This window comes from Streptomyces sp. C1-1, from assembly GCF_050214755.1.
Lineage (GTDB): Bacteria > Actinomycetota > Actinomycetes > Streptomycetales > Streptomycetaceae > Streptomyces.
This window is the reverse complement of record NZ_CP189826.1, coordinates 9,953,721-9,973,284: the sequence shown is the minus strand read 5'-3', so window position 1 is coordinate 9,973,284 and position 19,564 is coordinate 9,953,721. Positions and strand designations below refer to the sequence as shown.

The following is a 19,564-nucleotide window of genomic DNA, read 5'->3' as shown; positions in this document are numbered from 1 at the left end:
GTCGGCGCCGCGCCGCTACTGGATGTCCCCGGGCGTTCTGGCGGCCCCGGTGTCCGCGTCGCTGAGCTCCTCCAGCTCACCCATCGTGTCGAGCCGGTAGACCAGCACCAGCGCCGGACCGACCAGCACGATCGCGATACCCGTGACGATCGCCAGCCAGCGCAGGGTGTGAGACGCGCCGGCCGCCTCCGCAACCGTCAACGAGGTGGGCAGCACATAGGGCCGCTGAGCGAAGCCCCAGGCGCCGACGGTCAGGGCGACGCTCGCCACGGCGGCGTGTCGGGACCAGCCGAAGGACCGGCGCCACAGAAGCAGCACCGTGACCAGACCGGCCACCGCGGCCAGAATGATCAACAGCAGGCCCAGACCCCGCGTCAGGCCGTTCCAGACGTACCGCGCGTCGTCGTGGGTGACGGGCAGGCCGATGAGGGCGAGCACGACGACCGCAGCGAAGGCGATCAGCGCCCGCCGCCGGAAGTAGTCGACGAGGTCGACGGCGCCGAACCGCAGGGCGTCGGAGCACAGGAAGACCGCCCCGAGGAAGGCGGTGGCGGCGACGGCCAGCAGCCCCGCGAGAACGGAGGTTCCATTGGCCCAGGCGTCCGCGGAGGCGGTCGTGCCGACCTGGACCCGCCCGGAGGCGATACCGCCGAGCACCGCCCCGAGGAAGAACGGCGTCACCAGCGACGAGAAGGCGAACATCGCGCCGTAGACGCGTTGTTGGGCCAGGCGCCGGGTCGGCTTGCGCAGGGCGAACCCGGCGCCGCGGAGCACCAGGCCCACGGCGGCGAGCGCGAGCGGCAGCCACATCGCGGAGAAGACGGCCTGGAACATCGTGGGGAAGCCGGTCCACATGATGACCAGAACGAAGATCAACCAGACGTTGTTCACCTCCCAGACCGGCGCCATGGCGTGGTCGATCAGCCAGCGGGGCCGTTTGCCGCGCTCGGCGCCGCCGGACAGCAGGTCCCAGAAGCCGGCGCCGTAGTCGGTGCCCCCGGCGCAGGCGTAGGCGGCGATCACGGCCACCAGTACCCAGGCGATGAACTCGGCCATCACGACGCACCGCCCGAGGTGTGGCCGGACCCGCCCTTGTGCGCGGCCCCGGCGGTTGTGGCCTCGGGCTCGCTTCTGGGCCCATAAGGGGTGTCGGTCTCCGGCGGCAGTTGAGCGCGCGCGACGGCCGTGCCCTCGTCGGCGATGCGCCAGCGGATGCGCATCTTCAGGACGACCGCGAGGAACGCGCCGAATACGGCCACGTACACGGCCATGACGATGCCGAGCATCGCCCACAGCGATCCTGCGCCCGTGCCGGTCACCGCCTCCGAGACCCTCATGTGGTTGTAGACGATCCAGGGCTGCCGGCCGACCTCCGTGGTGATCCACCCGCACTCCACGGTGACCAGGCAGGCGGCTCCGGCAAGGGCGGCGCAGCGGTAGAACCAGCGGTTGCGTGGATTGTCCCGACGTCTCAACCAGGACCAGGCGTACCAGAGGGCGAGCAGGATCAGCACGCTGCCGATGGTGACCATGATGTCGAAGGCCCAGTGCGCGATGGTGGCCTGGACGACGGTGGGGCGGTCGGCGGCCGGCACCGACGTCAGCCCCTTCACCTGGGTGCTGGGCTTGAAGCCGGCGAGGATCGAGTCGAGTTGGGGGATCTTCAGCCCGCCGGAGATCGTCCCGTCGCTGTTCAGCCGTCCGAACATGTACTCCGGTACGTGGGTGTCGGTCTTCCAGACGATTTCGGTGGCGGCGAACTTGATCGGCTGCTTGTGGAAGACGGCGCGGGCGGCGGAGTCACCGAGCATGAACTGGACCGGCGTGAGGATCGCGGCGACCGTGAACGGGACGGTGAATCCGAGCCGGTGGTAACGGTCACGGCGGCCCCGCAGCCAGCCGACCGCGTACACACCGGCGACCACATAGCCGGCGGTCAGGAGCATCGCGACCACGAAGTGCCAGTACTCCGGGCCGAACATCGGGGAGAAGATCGCCTGTTGCACGTTGACGTCGGTCGGCTTGCCCTGGGCGTCGAGGCTGAACCCCTGTGGGGTGTTCATCCAGGAGTTGGCCGCGATGATGCCGAACGCTCCCATCAGGGCGGCGAGCGGCAGCGGTACGGCGAGCCAGAAGTGGGTCCAGGGCTTGAGTCGGCGCCATCCGTAGAGGTAGATCGCGATGAGGACGGCCTCGAGGAAGAACGCCCACGCCTCGACACCGAACCCGAGCCCGAAGACGTCGCCCCAGCGGCCCATCATGCCGGGCCACAGCAGACCGAACTCGAAGGAGAGCACGGTGCCGGTGATGATACCGATGGCGAACTGCACCGCCATCACCGCCGACCAGCGCCGCGCGAGCTGGAGGGCGACGGCGTCGTTGCGGCGCAGTCCCCGGTGGTGCATCAGCAGCGTGATGAACGGCAGTGCCACCCCGAAGGGGACCAGCAGGATGTGCGAGGCCAGGGTGAAGGCCATCAGCTCGCGAGCCGGCAGGAGCTGGGCCGGGGTGCTGTTCGCCAGGACGACGGCGGTACTGAGCATGTGCGCCTCGATGGTCTGCCCTGCAGGGCTGGGCTGAGGAGGGACAGGTTGCAGAGGTGCGCCCGCAGAGGGTCGGCAGGGTGCCCGTCCTCAGGGAGGCGGTGGGGGTGCCTTCGGCCGGGGCGCCCGGGCGGCCGAAGCGTCTGTGTCGGGCATGTTGAAGGCGCGTTCGCGGCGCGAGCCGATGGCGAAGACGACAAACCAGCTGAGCACCGCTCCCAGCCTGCTGCGGAAGCCGGTGAGGAAGGCGAGGTGGATGAAGAGCCAGGCCAGCCAGCCGGTGAAGCCCGACAGATGCAACGGACCGGCCTTGACGACGGCCCGGCCGCGAGCGATGTAGGCGGCGCTGCCGAGATCCACGTACTTGAAGGGCTTCGGCTGTTCGGTCCTGCCCTCGACGGCGTGACGCAGGCTCCGGCCGGCGTAGGCGCCCGTCTGCATGGCGACCTCGGCCAGGCCGGGCAGCCCGTTCAGGCTCATCACGTCGCCGGTGACGCGGATCTCCGGATGGCCGGGGACGGTGAGGTCGGGTTCTACGAGGATGCGTCCGGCCCGGTCCTGCTTGGCGCCGGTCGCCCGGGCCAGCGCGGCGGCGATCGGCGGGGCCTCGACGCCTGCCGTCCACAGCACGGTGCGGGCGCCGAACCGGGTGGTCCTGCCGTCGTGGTCTTGTACGGTCAGACCGTGAGCGTCGACCTCAGTGACCCTCGTGCCCGTGTGGACCTCGACGCCGAAGCTCTCCAGGGTCCGGGCCGCACGGTGAGCCAGCGGAGAGCCGAACGCGCCCAGTACCGCGTCGGACCCCTCGAAGAGCAGCACCCGGGCGTCGGCGGACTCGATCCTCTGGAACTCCCGGTCGAGCGTGTGTAGGGCGATTTCCCGGATCTGGCCGGCGAGTTCGACACCCGTGGGGCCGCCGCCGACTAGCGCGAAGGTGAGCCACTGCTGCCGTTCCCGGTCGTTCGCCGCTGTCTCGGCCATCTCGAACGCCCGGTAGATCCGTCGGCGGATCTCCAGCGCGTCGTCCAAGGTCTTCATGCCGGGGGCGTGGGCGGCGAACTCGTCGTGCCCGAAGTAGGACTGGCGCATGCCCACGGCCACGATCAGATCGTCGTAGGGCAGCTGGACGATGCCGCCCCCGGGGCGACGGGCGTGCACCAGCCGGGCGCCAGCATCGACGTCTGTTGCCTCGGCGAGCACGCACCTGACGTTGTGGTGGCGGCGCAGAACTCCGCGCAGCGGTTGCGCGATCTGCCCCTCGGACAGGATCCCGGAGGCGCATTGATACAGCAGCGGCTGGAAGAGGTGGTGGGCACGGCGGTCGACCAGGGTCACGGCCACCGGTGACTTCCGTAGGGCACGAGCGGCGAACAGGCCGGCGAACCCCCCTCCGAGGATCACCACACGGCGGGGCGTGACATGGTCTTGCATCGCCGATCAGCCCCCGGTGGCGAAGCCGGGGAAGAGCGTCATCCCGCCGTCGACGTAAAGGGTGGTGCCGACAACGTAGTCGAGCAGGTCGGACGCCATGGCGACGACCGCGTTGGCGATGTCCTCCGGGTCGCCCACGCGGTGGTACGGGATGAGGCGCAGCAGATCGGCCTCGGCCTCGGGGGTGGACCAGGCGTCGCGGTTGATCGGCGTGCGGATGGCACCCGGCGCAACCGCGTTGACCCGGATCCGCTTGGGGGCCAGCTCCTGGGCAAGGGTCTGCATCAACATGCCCACCCCGCCCTTGGAGGAGGCGTAGTTGACGTGGCCCGACCACGGAACGATCTGGTGGACCGAGCTCATGCAGATGATCTTCCCGGCTGAACGGGAGACCTCCTCCACCACGCCGCGCCGCACGAACTCCTTGGCGGCCTCCCGCGCGCACAGGAACTGGCCGGTCAGATTGACGTCGAGGACCTTCTGCCACTGGGCGAGCGTCATCTCCGTCACGGCCGAGTCCCGCTGAAGGCCCGCGTTGGCCACCATGATGTCGATGGTGCCGAACTCCTCGACCATTCGCGCGACCATGGCCTTCACCTGGTCCTCGTCGGACACGTCGGCCTCGTGGGCGTAGGCGCGGACCCCAAGGCCCTCGATCTCCTTCACGACGTCCTCTGCCTCGCGCGCACCGACGACGTAGTTCACCACGACGTCCGCTCCGGCCCGGCCCAGGGCGACGGCGGTCGCCAGGCCGATCCCCGAGTTGGCACCGGTCACCAGCGCCTTCTGACCCCTGAGGAGTTGGGCGGGCATCGTCCCGCGGCTCTCGACCTTCGCTGCCACCACGATCTCTCCTTCGGCGTTCCGGACGACACGCACGCCGAGAACGCGCGACGCGCATGACAAGAGCCGGGAATAGTCCGGCCCGCCAGAACAAATCCAGGAGCCGTCGTACGCCCGACCCCCAGACGAAAGCACCCTGTGTCACGGACGGGACCGACCGGCGCGCCAGCGGAGCGGCATTCGACTGCACACGTCACGCAGTTGGACCACCGGCGGCCCCGGGCCCACGGCGTGGTCATCGCGCTCGGCACCCACCGGATCATCCACGGCCGCCACGGCACTGGGGGCCACGCAGGTCGGCATCGACGACGCGGCCAGTAACGCCGGGCCGGAGCCTGAGGCGATCACCCCGGTACGGGAGCGGGCCTCGCACATGGAGGGAGGACTGACATGCGGACCCCAACGAAGTCAGTCGCCGTGGGAGTGGCGAGGGCCCTGAGTGTGATCGCCACCGGCGTGACGGCGAGCGTCCCGGCCCGCTTCAGTTGAGCTTCGGTGGCGATGAATACATGGCCATTCGGGCCGCCGCGTACGACGGTGTGCAGCTTGGGGTCCGGACCACCTGCAAAAGCCCCCGCGCTAGTTGCTCGCGGGAAACCGTCCAGATCGAAGGGAATGGCGCCTGCGCTGACCTTTCCATACGGGTCAACGACGACGGCGCCACGACCAAGGGCCACGCCTTCGCCCCGCCCGAGGCGAGGTTCGTCGCCAACGTGAACATCTCCTGCTACGCCGTCTACGCCCGGGCCAGGTCTGATACGGCAGGTTGGGGGCGCACCTCCTTGAACGTTTCACGGCCGGAAGGGGGTGCGCTCCCACGAAACACCTGTAATATACAAACTGGACGGTTTTTTATTGGGTCTTGGGGTCCACCGACAAGGAGGAGGCCGACATGGCGAAACAAGAGCGGGCGGTCCGCACCCGGCGCGCGATCCTGTCGGCAGCGGCCCGGGTCTTCGAGGAACGCGGCTATCAGGCGGCCACCGTGAACGAGATCCTCGCCAGCGCCGGCGTGACCAAGGGAGCCCTGTACTTCCACTTCCCCTCCAAGGAACACCTCGCCGAGGGCGTCCTGCACGCCCAGGACCTCGACGTGCCCATCCCCGAGCGGGCCTGCAAGGTGCAGCAGATGGTCGACACCGTCGTCCTGCACGCCTACCGCCTGCAGACCGACCCCATGGTCCGCGCCGGCGTCCGCCTCTCCCTCGACCAGCAGGCCCAGGGACTGGACCGCAGCGGGCCCTTCCTGCGCTGGAGCGACGTAGGCGCCGAACTGCTGGAAAAGGCCCGCGCCCAGGGCGAACTGCTGCCCCACGTCACCTCCACCGAGACCGCCGACGTCCTCGTCGGCGCCTTCGCAGGCATCCAGGCCATGTCCCAGGCCCTGTGCAACTACCAGGACCTGCCCGCCCGTGTCAGCGCCCTGCTGCGCCACATCCTGCCCAGCGTCGTCGTCCCCTCCGTCCTCGCCGCCGTCGACCTCACCCCCACCCGCGGCGCAGCCGTCTACGCCGAACTGCAGACTCTCCACCCCGACCTCCCCACCCTCCACCCCATCCAGGAACCCGCACCCGTCAGCTGACCACCCCCACCAACACACCAGCCGGATCCCGCGCCCCCACGCCCCGGCCCTCGTACGGCCGCCGAAGGACTGCGTCAACTGACCACCCCCACCGGCACACCCGCCCCCACCACATGAGAGCCAGCACCCTGGCGCAGCCGCGAGCTGCCCAGCAGGGCCGCCCCCTTCCGCCCTCGCCACCGCCGACCCCACCGACACCGGCAGGGCCACCGCCCACCCCGAACTGCAGGCCCCATACCCCTCGTTGCAGCCAGCATCAGTCAACTCCGGCGCACCCCCAGCCGCTCCTTCCCGAACCTCGCCACGGCCGGCCTCACCGAACCGCGAGGGCAACGGCCTACGCCGAACTGGTAGCCCTGCACCCCGAACCGCCCAGCCCGCAGCCAGTGCGGGAACCCGCACCGGTCAGCTGACCGCCCCGGCGAGCACACCGGCGGCCTCCACTTCAGCGCGCGGGCCGAAGAGTGCTCTCAGCGCAGCGGCCGGCCCGCCGGCCCCCGACGCCCAAGCGCCCGGCCCCTCAGCCTCCGACGCCCAGGCGATGTAGCCATCGGGCCGCACCAGCAGGGCGCTGGGAAGACCGGGCGCCGGCTCGGCGTGCACCACCCGCACCCGCCCCGCCCACCCCTCGGCCTGCTCAGCACAGCCGTCGGTGCAGCGGTTATCGCCGAAGAGCAGCAGCAGCGGGCGTCCCTGGCGCAGCAGACCGATCACATCGGCCTGGCCCTGACGGGTGTGCAGGACCGTGTTGTGGAGGAACGTTCCTTCCCAGGCAGAGCAGCCTGCATCGCGACCGGGCAGCACGGTGTCCTGGGCACTGACCATCGACGCCAGCACACCACTCTCCCCACCCTTCGCCACCAGCTCCCCGAACAGCGCCCGCAACGGCTCGAGTTCCGGGCCGGGCCGCATCAAAGTGAGCTGGGCACGGGTGTGGTCGATCACCCGCTGGGCTGCGGGCCGGCGTTCCAGGTCATAGGTGTCCAGCAGCCCCTCCCCCGCCTCACCACGCACCGCCAGCGCCAGCTTCCAGCCGAGGTTGACGGCATCCAGCACCCCGGTGCTCAGCCCCTGGCCGCCGACGGGGAAATGCACATGCGCCGCATCCCCCGCCAAGAAGATGCGCCCCATCCGGTAGCAGGCGGCCAGCCGGGAGAAATCACTGAACCGGCTCAACCACCGGCCCTCCCCCATCACGATGTCCCGGCCGGTGATCCAGCCCACCTCACGCCGCAACTCCTCCAGCACCAGCGGCCGCTCACGCTCGGGATGCGCACCCTGGCAGTTCAGCGTGCGCAGGCGGACCCACCCGCCCTCCAGGGGTTTGGCGACGATCCAGCCCCGCTCCGTGCGCCGCCAGCCCGCCTCCAGACCCTCGGCCCCCTCGAGGCGGACATCCCCCGCCATCGCCGACACCGTGGCCGGATAAGCACAGGAAGCGAAACCCGCCTCACGGCGCACCACACTGCGCGCCCCGTCCGCCCCCACCAGATAACGGCCCCTGCACACCACCGCCACGCCGCCCGGCGCCTGCGCGGTGACGCTCACCCCGCCCGGCCCCTGCCGCACCCCCGTCACCCGGTGCCCGCGCAGGATCCGCACCCCCGCCGCCCGCGCCCGCCGCTCGAAATGCCGCTCCAACACCTCCTGCGCACACTTCAACACCGGCTCCGGCTCCCCCGACGGCACCGAAATCACCAACCCCGCCATACCCGCAAAATGAAACACACTGCTCACCGGCACCCCGCCGCCACCCACCCCGGCCGCCCCGACCCCACCACCGGCCACCAGCCCGCCCAGATACCCCCGCCGCACCAGACACTGCACCGCCCGCGCATGCAACGTCGTCGCCCTCGGACACCCGGAGACCGCCGAACGCGACTCGATCACCACCGTGCGCACCCCCCGCCCCGCCAGCTCACAGGCCAGCAACATCCCCACAGGCCCCCCACCGACGATCACCACACGCCCCTCAACGCCGCGCACCATCCCGGACCTCCCCCAGTCGTGGACCAGCACACGAGCGACGAGGACGAAGGAGGCGCAGCACACCCAACCCCGGCAGCCACCCCACCCCGAACAACCCCAACCCCCGGGAAACCAACCGCCTTCCCCGAGGAAGTCGAGCCGCCCAGCCGCTCGTCCGTACGAGCGAACACCAGAAAAGATACCGGGTGAGCGGTTTTCTAGCAACGGACCCGCACCACCCGAAACCCACCACCCCCCACCCAAAAACCACACCCACCTCCCCCAGACCCCACACCCATCCAACGACCACGGAAAACACGCCAAATGCCCCACACCGCAATGGAGTTGCAGACCACCGAGCCCGCCGGAAGAACCCGCGAACAGCCCGCACCCACCTCCCACGAACAACCGACTGCAACGCCGACGGCACTCACGATCATCACCAACACGGCCAATATCAACGACGTCACCCAGACCCTCGCCTTACAGCCACTAACAACAGAGAGGTTGATCGTCGCTGATGGCTGTGTCCGGAGCCGGAGTTGAGCGTTCGGTCCGGTGTGGGGACATCGCCGTGGATCGTGTCGGATGAGCTGTGGGAGCACCTCGAGGCGCTGCTGCCGCAGCGTGAGCGGCGGTTTCGGTATCCGCGTCGCAAGCCGTTGTCGGACCGGGAGGTGTTGTGCGGGATCCTGTACGTGCTGCACACCGGGATCCAGTGCGAGTGTCTGCCTCAGTACCTGGGCTTCGGCTCGGGCATGACGCGCTGGCGGCGGCTGCGGGACTGGAACGAGGCCGGTGTCCGGCAACAGCTGCACGAGGTCCTGCTTGCCGAGCTCAATAGCCTCCCGGCTGGACCGGTCCCGCTGCGTGGTCGACTCTTCCCACGTCAGGGCGCTAAAAGGGGGCAGCACACGGGCCCCTCGCCGGTCGACCGGGGCCGGCCGGCTCGAAGCACCACTTGATCAGCGACGGGCACGGCACCCCGCTCGCAGTGTTACTGACCGGCGGAAAACGCAACGACGTCACCCAGTTGCTGCCCCTGCTCGACGCGATCCCACCGGTTCGCGGCCGTGTCGGCCGTCCCCGCCGCAGACCGGCCTCACTCTTCGCGATGGCCGGCTCGATGCCGTGGGCACGGACCACGTCGAGGCACACGGCATGGCACCGGACTGGGTGCCTACCGGTGGGTGGTCGAGCGCACCTTCGCCTGGCTCGTTGTGTCAGCCGTTGTTGGAGCTCGTTACAGAATGAGCCGTTCGCGACCGGCGGGGTTTCCGGCTCCGTCACTTTTCCCGGTGCGGCAACCTACCCATCGCCGACCGTTGGCCGCTCGGATAGGCTCCGCGGGAACCCTCAGGAGGTGTCATGGTGAAGGTCACCATCAGCCTGGACAGCGATTTGGCCATCGAGGTCATGCTGTTGGCCGGCACCAGGAGCCCGCAGGACGCTGTCGAGTTGATCGTCCGGGACTACCTGGCACGGGGTCACCGCACCGAGGCTCGTGCCGGTAACGCCGCCGACCAGGAACGCCTCGCCGACCGGCGGTCGGCGCCGGAAGAGGGCCGATGAGCACTTCAGGTGAAATCGGCGTTTCGGCTGGTGGTTGAAGGCTGGTAGGACACGTCGTCCATCGCGTGCTCGTTGATCAACCGGCGATAGATCCGGACCACCGAGTGACGCTGCTTCCTCGGCGCATCCAGATCAGCCAGCAGCATCTGGTCGATCACCGGCTTGAACGGATCCAGCTTGGAACGGCGAGGCGCGTACGGTTCCCGAGGTTGCGGCCACGCCGAACTCAGCGCCTTCTGAACAGTCCGCGAGCCCACCCTGTACTTGCGCTCCAGCGCCCGGTTCGACATGCCCTCGCGAGCGTCACGCCGCAGCGCGGCATACAACTCGACCTTCGACTGACCAGGCGGCATCGGCGGTGCTCCTTCACTGAGCACATTCACCTTGCCACCGCAACCCCGCGAGTGACACTACTTCTCACGAACAACTTCCCAGCTGACCAGCCGGTGACATCCACTCAGACGGACAACTGACAACCCACAAACACCGTCAGAGCCATCCTTGCGAAAACCATTGGTGCCCCGGCTTGCTCCGCTGATGGACTGACGTCCTACCGTGAGTCTGCCGCGTGACGGAGGTAGTGGTTGTGACGGGCTATGACGTGCTTGCCGAGGTGTACGAATGGCTCATCTCGGATGCAAAGTTGCCTCCAGCCGAGTTCGCTGCGTCGTTCGACGACGTCCTCAATCGCCTGCCGTCGAACGCTCACGTCCTCGACTGTTCGTGCGGAACCGGACAGTTGGCGGTTGGCCTCGCCGGTCGTGGCATCCAGGTGGTCGCGACTGACGCCAGCGAGGCGATGGTTCGTCGGACTGCAGAGTTGTCTGAGGAATTCGGGGCATCCGTCCGGGCCGTACGGGCGAACTGGGAAGAGTTGCCCGACCATTTCCAGGACAACACGTTCGACATGGTGTTCTGCGTTGGCAACTCGCTTCACCATGCCGCGGGCGCGACAGGCAGGGGTGCTGCTCTGGAGTCGATGTCACGGCTTCTGCGCCCCGGCGGGCGCTTGGTACTCACATCCCGCACTTGGGAACTCGTGAGGGCCAGAGGTTCCCGGCTGGAGATCAGTGACCGACTCGTCCGCCGGAACGGTCGCGATGCCGTCGTGGTCTACCGCTGGGAGATTGCGCCGCATTGGGAGGAGGAGCACCACATCGAGATTGCGATCGCGCAAGTTGATGCGACCGGGTTGGTTCTTGTCCGCTCGGAACTGCTGTCCTGCTGGCCCTACCGGTACGAGGAACTCGAAGTCGAGCTGCACCGGGTCGGACTCCAAACGGAACTGAGCACGTTCGATCTTGAGGCCGAGAACTACATGGTGGTCGCGAGCAAGGCATAGACACCGGACTCTCAGTCCCTGGCCGGACCGCGCGGTTGCTCGCAGGACGCTTGCGCCCTCTCATCGGTGCGGGTTCAAGTGGTCAACGCAACGCCTCGGACGAGGAGTGCTCGTCGATCAGACGGCGGTAGATCCGGGATGACGGTGTGGCGCTGTCTCCTGGTCGCGTCCAGATCAATGAGCAGGATTTCGTCGATCAGCAGCGTGAACGGATCCAGCTTCGACGGCCGCGCCGAAGCGGTTGTCGTGCGTGGCTGCGGCCAAGCCGAGGTCAGGGCCTTGTTCCACCGATGAGGGTTGTTCGCCTCCTGGGCCATGGCCCAGGATGGGCCGCCACCAATGCGGTGACCTGCATCGTAAGGGCGAGGAACGTCGGGGAACTCACGGCCGGGGCTCTGTCAGCCCGTTCCTGAGCCGCCCTGGTGCACCTGCACGGTGGGTTCGAGACCGCGGGCGTCGACAACCTCGCGCCAGGCGTCCAAGCCCGCTTGGAAGGCGACGATTCCGGCCTCCGGGAGGGCGATCTCGATCGCTTCGAGGATCTCCTGTGAGGTGACACCGAGGTCCAGGGCTACCCGGATGTGGCTCTGGATGTGTCCTTTGCCCGCTCTCATCACGGTCAGGCTCAGGATGAAGAGCAGTTCCTTGGTACGAGGGTCCAGGGCGCGAGGAGCGAGATAGGCGGCCCGCACCAGGGCGTTGGTCGCCTGCAGCACCTCGAAGTCGTGCTGGGCCATGACCTTGTGGTAGTCGAGAACGTACCCGCGTTCTCGGGCCATCGCGTCGATGTATTGCTGCGCGTTGTTCGGGGTCTGGGCGTCGGTGGACATTGTTCTCCTGGGCGCGAGTGCTGTTCGGCCGCCGCTTCCGCTCCGCGGCGCAGGTGTTCAGGACGGCAGGGCGGGCGTGAGGATCCTGTTGGACTGACGCACCAGCAGGTCTCTCACCTGGGCGCGGAATGCCGCGAAGTCGGGGTCGGCGGCGAGCTCGGCCCGCCTCTTGACCCGGTCGTCCAGCCCTTTGTAGCCCCACAGGTAGACCAGCGTGTTCAGCTCCCCCACCTCGGTGACGTAGAAGCCGAGCAGGTTCCCGAGGATGCGCACCTGGGGTTCGCGGCCGTACTCGTCCCACAGCTGGGCGTACTTCGCAGCCGCCCCGGGCCTGACCAGATAGTCGCGTTCCTCGATGATCACGACGCACCCCCGTCGACCAGGACGGCCGCCGGCCGGGTCGGCTTTCCGTCGTACGCGTCCGGCTGCCGCCGGGGGGACAGCAGCCGCTCGAACTCGCCGCTCATGCCCGCGAGTTCCGCGGTGTCGGCCATTGCCGCCACATAGCGGTCGGGACGGATCACGGCCACGGTGCCGGACTGAGCGGCGAACCATTTCCGCAAGGCGCCGTCGAGGTCCTCCAGGACGACCGAATCAGTGCCTGAGCGGAGGCGCTCGGCGCGCGAACGCCCTGAACGGGACTCGACGATGGTGACGTAGCAAGTGCCGATCCTGTCCCAGAAGGCACGGGACTCGGGGTCCAGGTGCACGAGAGGGTCGGTTCCGTAACCGACGAGGGTGAACCACTCACCGAGCATGTCGTCGAGCAACACCGTCCGCCCGTCCGCTGTCTCCACGTGCGGCTGGACGATCATCCGGCCGACAGCCGAGTCCTTGGCCACGGGCCGCCGGCTGTGCAGCACAACGCCCTCCGTGTAGCGGGGCATCGGCTTGAATCGCATCTCCAGAAGCCAGTCGCGCACCTGTGGCGCCACCGTGAGACCGCGGAGCAGAACGTCGCGGGTGCGTGCCGCCCAGGTGCTGGTCGACGAGAGCACGCGGCCAAGGGTGTCCGACAGTCCGACCATCGCCTTGGCGTGCTCGCGTCGCTCGGTGTCGTAAGTGGACAGGATCCGCGGGTGTGCCCGGCCCGTCACCACGGCGGCGAGCTTCCAGGCGACGTTGGTGGCATCCCTGATTCCGGTGTTCATGCCCTGACCGGCCCACGGGGGCATCAGATGGGCGGCGTCGCCCACCAGGCAGATCCGGCCGTCGAGGAAGCGGGCGGCGACGCGCGAGTGGTGGGTGTAGACGCGGGCCCGGACGATGTTGAGCGCCGTCGGGTCGGGCACATGGCCGGTGAGCAGCTCATGTACCTTCTCGGGCTGGAGCATCGCCTCGGCGTCCTCGCCGGGGAAGAGCATGAACTCCCAGCGCCGGTAGTTGTAGGGCAGGTCCACACAGACGTACGGCCGTTTCGGATCACAGTGCAGGCCGGTGTAGGGGGCGTCGAGCGGATCGTTGTCGCACTCGACCACCACCCACTTGCGTGGATGGGTGTCCCCGACCAGGGGGATCCCCAGGTGGGTGCGGATCGTGCTGCGGCCGCCGTCCGCGGCGACCACGTACTGGGCACGCACCAGCACCTTCTCACCCGCGGGACCTCTCACATCGAGGCGCACCTCGGTGCCGTCCTGCTCCAGCCGGACGAGTTCGTGGCCCAGCATCGGCCTGATCCGCGGGTAGCGTTCCAGGCCCGTGCGCAGCGTGGCCTCGGCCAGCTGCTGCATGAAGATGTTCCGGCGGGGCCAGCCGTATTCGTTGGTGGTGGGCCGGATGTCGGCGAAGCACCGGCCGTCCGCTCCGAACATCTTGAGCGGGACGTTGCGGACCGCGTCGGCGAGCATCTCCTCCGCGAGCCCGATGCCCTGGAAGCTGCGTACGCATTCGTCGTCCATGCCGACGGCGCGCGGGTAGTCGATGATCTCGGTGCTGCGGTCGATGAGCAGGGCCTGTACCCCGTACAGACCAAGGTAGTTGGCGACTGTGGTGCCGCAGGGTCCGGCACCGACGACGGCCACCTCGGTACGGATCTCGGTGGGTTCGCTCATGGGTTGACCTCCGGATCGGTCAGGAACTGTGCGATCTGGTGGTGGAACGGATCCGGGGCGTCGTCGTGGACGTAGTGGCCCGCGCCGGGAATCTCCACCGCCCGCACCCGTGGGTTGCGCCCGGCCATGGCCTCGGCGGTGGCCGCGGGCAGGAAGTCGGACGCTCCGCCGCGGATGACCAGGGTCGGGCAGCGCAGCCCGTCGACGTGGGGCCACAGGTCCACCTGGCGGGCAGGATCGGAATTCAGGCGGGCCTTCGCGATACCCGGCATGTCGAACTTCCATAGCCATCGACCGCAGGTGCCCGGTCGCAGCGTGTTGTTGAGCCGGGACTCCAGAGCCGCCTCGGAGATGCCGGGACGGAGCGTGCGCCAGTAGGTACGAGCGGCTTCGAAGTGGGGGAACTCCGCAGGGGTGGCGCCCATTTCGCGCTTGATGCGCTCGGCTCCCTCTCCGGAGATCGACGAACCGGGGCCGATGTCCTCGACGATCAGCGCGGTGACCCGCTCGGGGTGACGGGCCGCGTAGACGTAGGAAGTGGTACCGCCCATGGAATGGCCGAGCAGGATGAAGCGCTCCAGGCCCAGTCGGTCGGCGAACTGCTCCAGATCGCTGACGTACGCGGAGGTGTAGTACTCGCCCTGCGGGTCCCAGTCGCTGTCGCCCCGGCCGCGGGCGTCCACGGCGAGGATGCGGTGGCTGCCGGCGAGGCGGGCGGCCAGCGGGGCGAAGGTGCGGGCGTAGCTGCGCAGGCCGTGCAGCATGACGATGACGGGCCGGCCGGGCTCGCCCCACTCGACGTAGTGGGCACGCAGGCCGTTCAGCGTGATGAAGCGGTCCTTGCCGGTTGCGTCGGCGGCCGACGGGCCGTTGCCCGTCGCCTCGCCCCTGCCGTGGGTGCCGCTGTCCATCTCAGTGCAGCCCGTCCTGTCCCTGGATCTCGTCGGCCTTGATGCCCCCGAGTCGCGCGTGCAACCGCCCCCGGGTGGCGACGGCGAAGATGACGACGACCTCGTCCGGACCGGGTGTGTCGGTGAAGCTGACCGTGACGGTGTCGTAGTGGGAGCGGACGTACAGGGCGTCCTTGTGGGCCAGCGGCACGTCGATCACAGTCCCGGGCGCGCCGCGCTTGCCGGTCGAGGGCACCCACGACTTCCCACCGCCCACGGACTCGCGAACCGGGTCGGCGAAGACGGCGGTCAGAAAGGCGTTGCCGTGTTCGTACTCGCCGTTGACGCCGACCAGGCACGCCTTGCCGTAGCTCTCGAGGGCCAGGCCGCCCGCGGCCTCGGTGATGCGGCGGCCGAACTCCTCGCCCAGCTTGGGGGAATCGGCGACGATGTCGTCCAGGTTCTCGCTGAACCGGCCGGCGTAGGGGTTGTGGACGGCGGCTGCGATGACGATCTTGCGCACCGGTTCGCCGTCGGCGTGGGCTCCGGTCTCGTTGGCGAGGGTCTCCTCGACCTGAGTGAACCACTTACGGATGTGGTAGCCGGCGAAGTTCGGCTGGGGCACGGCGTTCTCCATGAGGTGGGAAGTGGGGCGGGGGTGTTCAGCTGTGGAGGGGCTCGACCTCGATCGGATCGCTGGGGGCGCCGTAGAGGCCGAGGATGCGCTTGCCCTCCTCGTCGTCGGTGACGGTCTCGTGGAAGAACTCGAAGCGGTTGCCGTCCGGGTCGGTGAAGTACAGCCCGAAGCCCACCTTGTGGTCCGTGGTCTTCACCACGGGCACGCCCTTGGCCAGCAGCATTCCGTACAGCCGCCGCCATTCGTCCAGACTGCCGTCGACCTCCAGGCCGTAGTGCTGCAGGCCGATGCCGCTCATCGCCGCGCCTTGCTCGGCACGGATGAGAGCGATGTCGTGGTGCTTCTTGCCGAAGGAAAGGAACACCCATTGCGGGCCCCGCGCCGTGACCTCCATGCCGAGCACGTCCTCGTACCAGGGGGCGGATGCCTCGGGGTCGCGGACGAACAGCGACAGGTGCGTGCGCACCACCCTCGGCTTGAGGTCGCGCACGCTCTCGTCACGGATCGGTGTCGGGTGCTGGTGTTCTTCCAGCGTGCGTTCGTCGGGGTCGATACCGGTCTGCGTGGATCCGTCGATGCTGCGGTTCATCAGTGTCCCTCCGGGGTTGCGGCGATGGCCGGGGTCCAGGCCACGTCGGTGATCTCGCTGAACTCGCGCCACTCCTTGACCCACGTACGTCCGGCGTCGGTGGAGCGGAACAGATGGCCGTACTTGGTACCGGCGAACGCGACCCGCGCGTCGGCGGGGTGCGCGCCGAAGGCCCAGACGGTGGAGTTGGCCGGCACGTCGAGCGAGGCTTCCTGCCAGGTCTGCGCGAGGTCGGTGGAGCGGAAGATCCTCGTCAGGGTCCCCGGCGTGGCGTCCCCGATGCCCAGCAGCAGTTCGTTGGTTCCCGGTATCTGCTTGACCAGGCGGGTGTAGTAGATGCCCCATTCCTTGCGGGTGTCCGTGCGGGTCCAGGTCCTGCCGTCGTCCTGGCTCACGAACAGGGCGTTGACGACGACGCACACGACGGTCTTCGGCGGGCCTTCCAGAACCAGGACACAGTGGATGTCGGAGTTGGTGACCCCGTCGGGCAGGGTCGAGGGTGTGCCGTCGACGCGGTCCCAGGTGTCGCCCCGGTCGCGGCTGCGCCAGAGGCCGCCCTCCTCGATGCCGAACCACAGGTTCTTGGGGTCGTACCGGTCGACGGTCGCGGTGAGAACGCGTGGCTTGCTGACTCCCGCGCAGAACTCGGGGATCTGCGGGGGCAACCGGTCCCAGTGGGCGCCTCCGTCGGCCGTACGGAAGACCGCGGCTCGCGAGGGCGCGCCGGTGCCGGCGATGATGAAGTCCGCGTCGTTCGGGTCGATCGCCAGTGACCAGATGGTCTGGTCGTTCATGGGCGAGTCGACGCGGTGCCAGGTGACGCCGGCGTCTTCGCTGCGGACGAGGCCCACATCGGCTCCGGCGTAGACCACGTTCGGCTGCTCTGGGTGCACGGCGAGGCAGCGCACGACGGCGTCGAATTCGAGAGCCTGCCCCAGGCCGAGCCGGTGCCAGGCAGCGCCGTCGTCCGAGCTGCGCAGCACTCCCTGGCCTGCGGTGGCGACGAGAATGGTTCCTTGCATGAGCTGACTCCTGTTTGGTCAGAGGAAGATGCCGCGGGTGAGACCGCCGTCGATGCCCAGCGACTCACCGGTGATCGCCGCCGCTCGCGGCGAGGCGAGGAAGCAGATGCTCTGGGCCACTTCCTGGGCCTCCAGCACGCGACGGATGGGGGTGCGGGCGGCGAAGTCGGCCTCGACCTCGGCCGCCGTGATGCCGCGCTTGGCCGCCTCTTTCTCGTACAGCTCGTGAATGTGTTCGGTCTCCACCACGCCGGGGTGCACGGTGTTCACGGTGATGCCGTACGGTCCGAGCTGGTCGGACAGGGCCTTGGTCATGTGGACGACGGCAAGGTTGCGCATGCCCGACAGCGCGTGGCTGGAACGTCCGGTCAGCCCGCCGATGTTGATGATCCGGCCGAAGCCGTTCTCCTTCATGTACGGGGTGACGGCCTGGGCACAGCGGAAGTAGCCGACGACCTTCGTATTGATGTCCGCCAGCAGCAGCTCGGGGTCCGCGTCCTCGACGCCGTTGCGCACCAGACCGGACGGGGCGGCCGCACCGTTGACGAGGATGTCGACGCGGCCGAGTTCGTCGGCGGCCGCGCGCACCATGTCGCGTACGGACCGGGTGTCGGTGGTGTCCGAACTGATCGGGACCACCCGGCGGCCGGTCTCGGCTGCTATCTCCTTGGCGGTCGTCTCCAAGGCGGGCAGCCGGCGAGCGGTGATCACCACGTCGGCGCCTTCCCTGGCCAGCTCGCGGGTGACGGCTTTGCCGATGCCGAGGCTCCCGCCGGTGACAATGGCGACTCTGCCGGTCAGTTCAAGATCCATCGATTGCTCCGAAGTGATGAGGTGTCAGTCGAGGTTGACCCAGACGCTCTTGACCTCGGTGTAGAGGTCGAGCACCTTGCGGCCCATTTCGCGGCCCCAGCCCGACTGTTTGAAGCCGCCGAAGGGGGAAGCCGGATCGGTCACGTTGAAGCAGTTGATCCAGACGGTGCCTGCCTGCAGGTCGTCGGCGATCCGGTGGGCGTGTCCGAGCTCGGAGGTCCAGATTCCGGCCGACAGGCCGAAGGGCGTGTCGTTGGCCTTGGCGACGAGGTCGTCCACGTCGCTCCAGCGCAACGCGGCCAGCACCGGCCCGAAGATCTCCTCCTGCACGATCCGCATGCCCTGGCCGGCCTCGGCGAAGACTGTCGGTTCGAGGAAATAGCCTCCGTCGTAGGGCGCCGCCAGTTCGGGTCGCCGGCCTCCCGTGGCCAGGCGGGCGCCTTGCTGCCGGCCGGATTCGATGTAGGAGGAGACCGTGTTGTGGTGCCGGGCGGAGACCAGGGGGCCCATCTCGGTGGCCGGATCGCTGCCCGGCCCGATCACGATCTTGCGGGCCTGCTCGGCGACGGCGTCCACCACGTCGTCGTAGATCGCGTCGTGGACGTACAGCCGGGAGCCGGCGGTGCACACCTGACCCTGGTTGAAGAAGATGGCCTGGGCGGCGGCCTCCGCGACGCTCTGCGGGTCCGCGTCGGGCAGCACGATGTTGGGCGCCTTGCCGCCGAGTTCGAGCGAGACCTTCTTCAGGTTTCCGGCGGCGGCCCGGACGATGGCCCTGCCGGTCTCGGTCGAGCCGGTGAAAGCGATCTTGTCGACGTCGTCGTGTGCGGCCAGGGCGGCGCCCGCCGTGGCGCCTCCGGTGACCACGTTGACCACACCGTCGGGCAGGCCCGACTCGGTCAGGATCTCGGCCAGCCGGAGCGTGGACAGCGGAGTCTCCCCGGCCGGCTTCAGAACGACGGTGCAGCCCATGGCCAGTGCGGGGGCCAGCTTCCAGCAGGCCATCGACATGGGGAAGTTCCACGGAACGATGAGGCCGACCACACCGACCGGCTGGTGGGTGGTGTAGTTCAGCACCCGCATTCCGCCGCGGGGGGAGACCGGGATCGTGCTGCCCTCCAGCTTGCTCGGCCAGCCCGCGAAGTAGCGGAACAGTTTGACGCTGGTTCCGACGTCGACGGCCCGGGCCACGGAGACGGGTTTGCCGTTGTCACGGGATTCGAGCAGGGCCAGTTCGTCGGCGTTGGCCTCGATGAGGTCGGCGATCCGGTGCAGCAGCAGGCCCCGGTCCATCGGGCTCATGCGCCGCCAGCGAGAGTCCTGCAGGGCACGTCGCGCGGCGGCGACGGCGCGGTCGATGTCGGCGCCATCACCGTCGCAGACCTGGGTGAGTACCGCGCCGGTCGCCGGATCGAGGGTGTCGAAGGTCCGGCCGGAGACCGCAGGCACCC

General features: G+C 68.8%; 19 protein-coding genes and 1 pseudogene. 4 read left to right on the top strand and 16 right to left on the bottom strand.

All coding sequences use genetic code 11. The features are described 5' to 3' along the window. Window positions 1-15: 15 nt before the first annotated feature. The 4 genes from ACQF4J_RS45530 to ACQF4J_RS45515 all read right to left on the bottom strand — a co-directional run bounded on the left by ACQF4J_RS45530 (window position 16) and on the right by ACQF4J_RS45515 (window position 4,787). A complete protein-coding gene (locus ACQF4J_RS45530) occupies window positions 16-1,056 on the bottom strand; it encodes a cytochrome d ubiquinol oxidase subunit II (protein ID WP_427168471.1) in 1,041 nt (346 codons plus the stop codon). Beyond that, the gene (locus ACQF4J_RS45525) at window positions 1,056-2,543 is read right to left on the bottom strand and encodes a cytochrome ubiquinol oxidase subunit I (protein WP_351578919.1); all 1,488 of its coding nucleotides are present in this window, start codon (window positions 2,541-2,543) and stop codon (window positions 1,056-1,058) included. Before ACQF4J_RS45525 ends, ACQF4J_RS45530 begins: the two co-directional genes overlap by 1 nt. Before the next feature lie 90 nt (window positions 2,544-2,633). Beyond that, window positions 2,634-3,974 carry an NAD(P)/FAD-dependent oxidoreductase gene (locus ACQF4J_RS45520; RefSeq protein ID WP_351578916.1) on the bottom strand — a complete coding sequence of 447 codons (1,341 nt, stop codon included), beginning with the start codon at window positions 3,972-3,974 and terminating at the stop codon, window positions 2,634-2,636. Between the two features lie 6 nt (window positions 3,975-3,980). After that, on the bottom strand, window positions 3,981-4,787 hold the full coding sequence (locus ACQF4J_RS45515; protein WP_351579049.1) for an SDR family oxidoreductase: 807 nt from the start codon (window positions 4,785-4,787) through the stop codon (window positions 3,981-3,983). A 922-nt stretch (window positions 4,788-5,709) separates the two neighbouring features. On the opposite strand from ACQF4J_RS45515, the gene ACQF4J_RS45510 reads away from it, so the two are divergent. After that, window positions 5,710-6,399: a ScbR family autoregulator-binding transcription factor gene (locus ACQF4J_RS45510; protein ID WP_351578913.1), complete on the top strand. Its 690-nt coding sequence runs from the start codon at window positions 5,710-5,712 to the stop codon at window positions 6,397-6,399. A gap of 405 nt (window positions 6,400-6,804) precedes the next feature. Here ACQF4J_RS45510 and ACQF4J_RS45505 read toward each other — a convergent pair whose 3' ends face one another. Further along, window positions 6,805-8,388, bottom strand: coding sequence for an FAD-dependent monooxygenase (locus ACQF4J_RS45505; protein ID WP_427168470.1), 1,584 nt, complete (start codon window positions 8,386-8,388; stop codon window positions 6,805-6,807). A 539-nt stretch (window positions 8,389-8,927) separates the two neighbouring features. Here ACQF4J_RS45505 and ACQF4J_RS45500 point away from each other — a divergent pair. Together ACQF4J_RS45500 and ACQF4J_RS45495 are read left to right on the top strand one after the other, a co-directional pair. After that, a pseudogene (locus ACQF4J_RS45500) lies at window positions 8,928-9,584 on the top strand (IS5 family transposase); the annotation flags it as partial. Window positions 9,585-9,735: 151 nt separating this feature from the next. Next, window positions 9,736-9,939: a hypothetical protein gene (locus ACQF4J_RS45495; protein WP_427168469.1), complete on the top strand. Its 204-nt coding sequence runs from the start codon at window positions 9,736-9,738 to the stop codon at window positions 9,937-9,939. A gap of 5 nt (window positions 9,940-9,944) precedes the next feature. Here ACQF4J_RS45495 and ACQF4J_RS45490 read toward each other — a convergent pair whose 3' ends face one another. Beyond that, window positions 9,945-10,292, bottom strand: a complete 348-nt coding sequence (locus ACQF4J_RS45490) for a hypothetical protein (RefSeq protein WP_427168468.1) — start codon at window positions 10,290-10,292, stop codon at window positions 9,945-9,947. 233 nt (window positions 10,293-10,525) lie between these two features. Between ACQF4J_RS45490 and ACQF4J_RS45485 the strand changes: the two genes are divergently transcribed. After that, window positions 10,526-11,281: a class I SAM-dependent methyltransferase gene (locus ACQF4J_RS45485; protein WP_427168467.1), complete on the top strand. Its 756-nt coding sequence runs from the start codon at window positions 10,526-10,528 to the stop codon at window positions 11,279-11,281. Window positions 11,282-11,355: 74 nt separating this feature from the next. On the opposite strand, the gene ACQF4J_RS45480 is transcribed toward ACQF4J_RS45485, so the two are convergent. From ACQF4J_RS45480 to ACQF4J_RS45435, 10 genes are all read right to left on the bottom strand, one after another. Then, window positions 11,356-11,598, bottom strand: a complete 243-nt coding sequence (locus ACQF4J_RS45480; RefSeq protein WP_427168466.1) for a hypothetical protein — start codon at window positions 11,596-11,598, stop codon at window positions 11,356-11,358. Window positions 11,599-11,679: 81 nt separating this feature from the next. Beyond that, window positions 11,680-12,111, bottom strand: a complete 432-nt coding sequence (locus ACQF4J_RS45475; protein ID WP_427168465.1) for a carboxymuconolactone decarboxylase family protein — start codon at window positions 12,109-12,111, stop codon at window positions 11,680-11,682. Window positions 12,112-12,168: 57 nt separating this feature from the next. Next, a complete protein-coding gene (locus tag ACQF4J_RS45470; protein ID WP_427168464.1) occupies window positions 12,169-12,474 on the bottom strand; it encodes an NIPSNAP family protein in 306 nt (101 codons plus the stop codon). After that, window positions 12,471-14,162 (bottom strand): bifunctional 3-(3-hydroxy-phenyl)propionate/3-hydroxycinnamic acid hydroxylase, encoded by a 1,692-nt coding sequence (locus ACQF4J_RS45465; protein ID WP_427168463.1) that lies wholly within the window; start codon window positions 14,160-14,162, stop codon window positions 12,471-12,473. Before ACQF4J_RS45465 ends, ACQF4J_RS45470 begins: the two co-directional genes overlap by 4 nt. Then, a complete protein-coding gene (locus tag ACQF4J_RS45460) occupies window positions 14,159-15,073 on the bottom strand; it encodes an alpha/beta fold hydrolase (protein ID WP_351579345.1) in 915 nt (304 codons plus the stop codon). Before ACQF4J_RS45460 ends, ACQF4J_RS45465 begins: the two co-directional genes overlap by 4 nt. 1 nt (window position 15,074) lies before the next feature. Then, entirely contained in the window at window positions 15,075-15,677 is a 603-nt protein-coding gene (locus tag ACQF4J_RS45455) for an amino acid synthesis family protein (protein ID WP_351579348.1), read from the bottom strand. A 37-nt stretch (window positions 15,678-15,714) separates the two neighbouring features. Further along, window positions 15,715-16,278, bottom strand: a complete 564-nt coding sequence (locus ACQF4J_RS45450) for a VOC family protein (protein ID WP_351803436.1) — start codon at window positions 16,276-16,278, stop codon at window positions 15,715-15,717. Continuing rightward, window positions 16,278-17,300 carry a WD40/YVTN/BNR-like repeat-containing protein gene (locus tag ACQF4J_RS45445; RefSeq protein ID WP_427168462.1) on the bottom strand — a complete coding sequence of 341 codons (1,023 nt, stop codon included), beginning with the start codon at window positions 17,298-17,300 and terminating at the stop codon, window positions 16,278-16,280. The genes ACQF4J_RS45450 and ACQF4J_RS45445 overlap by 1 nt, the downstream gene beginning before the upstream one ends. Window positions 17,301-17,318: 18 nt before the next feature. Continuing rightward, entirely contained in the window at window positions 17,319-18,113 is a 795-nt protein-coding gene (locus ACQF4J_RS45440; RefSeq protein ID WP_427168461.1) for an SDR family NAD(P)-dependent oxidoreductase, read from the bottom strand. Window positions 18,114-18,137: 24 nt separating this feature from the next. Further along, window positions 18,138-19,562, bottom strand: a complete 1,425-nt coding sequence (locus ACQF4J_RS45435) for an aldehyde dehydrogenase family protein (protein ID WP_427168460.1) — start codon at window positions 19,560-19,562, stop codon at window positions 18,138-18,140. Window positions 19,563-19,564 lie beyond the last annotated feature (2 nt).

What these genes read in the sequence shown, in the direction of transcription:
- ACQF4J_RS45530 (WP_427168471.1), bottom strand. Translation starts at nt 1,056, where the DNA reads ATGGCCGAGTTCATCGCCTGGGTACTGGTGGCCGTGATCGCCGCCTAC.
- ACQF4J_RS45525 (WP_351578919.1), bottom strand. Translation starts at nt 2,543, where the DNA reads ATGCTCAGTACCGCCGTCGTCCTGGCGAACAGCACCCCGGCCCAGCTC.
- ACQF4J_RS45520 (WP_351578916.1), bottom strand. Translation starts at nt 3,974, where the DNA reads ATGCAAGACCATGTCACGCCCCGCCGTGTGGTGATCCTCGGAGGGGGG.
- ACQF4J_RS45515 (WP_351579049.1), bottom strand. Translation starts at nt 4,787, where the DNA reads ATGCCCGCCCAACTCCTCAGGGGTCAGAAGGCGCTGGTGACCGGTGCC.
- ACQF4J_RS45510 (WP_351578913.1), top strand. Translation starts at nt 5,710, where the DNA reads ATGGCGAAACAAGAGCGGGCGGTCCGCACCCGGCGCGCGATCCTGTCG.
- ACQF4J_RS45505 (WP_427168470.1), bottom strand. Translation starts at nt 8,388, where the DNA reads ATGGTGCGCGGCGTTGAGGGGCGTGTGGTGATCGTCGGTGGGGGGCCT.
- ACQF4J_RS45495 (WP_427168469.1), top strand. Translation starts at nt 9,736, where the DNA reads ATGGTGAAGGTCACCATCAGCCTGGACAGCGATTTGGCCATCGAGGTC.
- ACQF4J_RS45490 (WP_427168468.1), bottom strand. Translation starts at nt 10,292, where the DNA reads ATGCCGCCTGGTCAGTCGAAGGTCGAGTTGTATGCCGCGCTGCGGCGT.
- ACQF4J_RS45480 (WP_427168466.1), bottom strand. Translation starts at nt 11,598, where the DNA reads ATGGCCCAGGAGGCGAACAACCCTCATCGGTGGAACAAGGCCCTGACC.
- ACQF4J_RS45475 (WP_427168465.1), bottom strand. Translation starts at nt 12,111, where the DNA reads ATGTCCACCGACGCCCAGACCCCGAACAACGCGCAGCAATACATCGAC.
- ACQF4J_RS45465 (WP_427168463.1), bottom strand. Translation starts at nt 14,162, where the DNA reads ATGAGCGAACCCACCGAGATCCGTACCGAGGTGGCCGTCGTCGGTGCC.
- ACQF4J_RS45460 (WP_351579345.1), bottom strand. Translation starts at nt 15,073, where the DNA reads ATGGACAGCGGCACCCACGGCAGGGGCGAGGCGACGGGCAACGGCCCG.
- ACQF4J_RS45450 (WP_351803436.1), bottom strand. Translation starts at nt 16,278, where the DNA reads ATGAACCGCAGCATCGACGGATCCACGCAGACCGGTATCGACCCCGAC.
- ACQF4J_RS45445 (WP_427168462.1), bottom strand. Translation starts at nt 17,300, where the DNA reads ATGCAAGGAACCATTCTCGTCGCCACCGCAGGCCAGGGAGTGCTGCGC.
- ACQF4J_RS45440 (WP_427168461.1), bottom strand. Translation starts at nt 18,113, where the DNA reads ATGGATCTTGAACTGACCGGCAGAGTCGCCATTGTCACCGGCGGGAGC.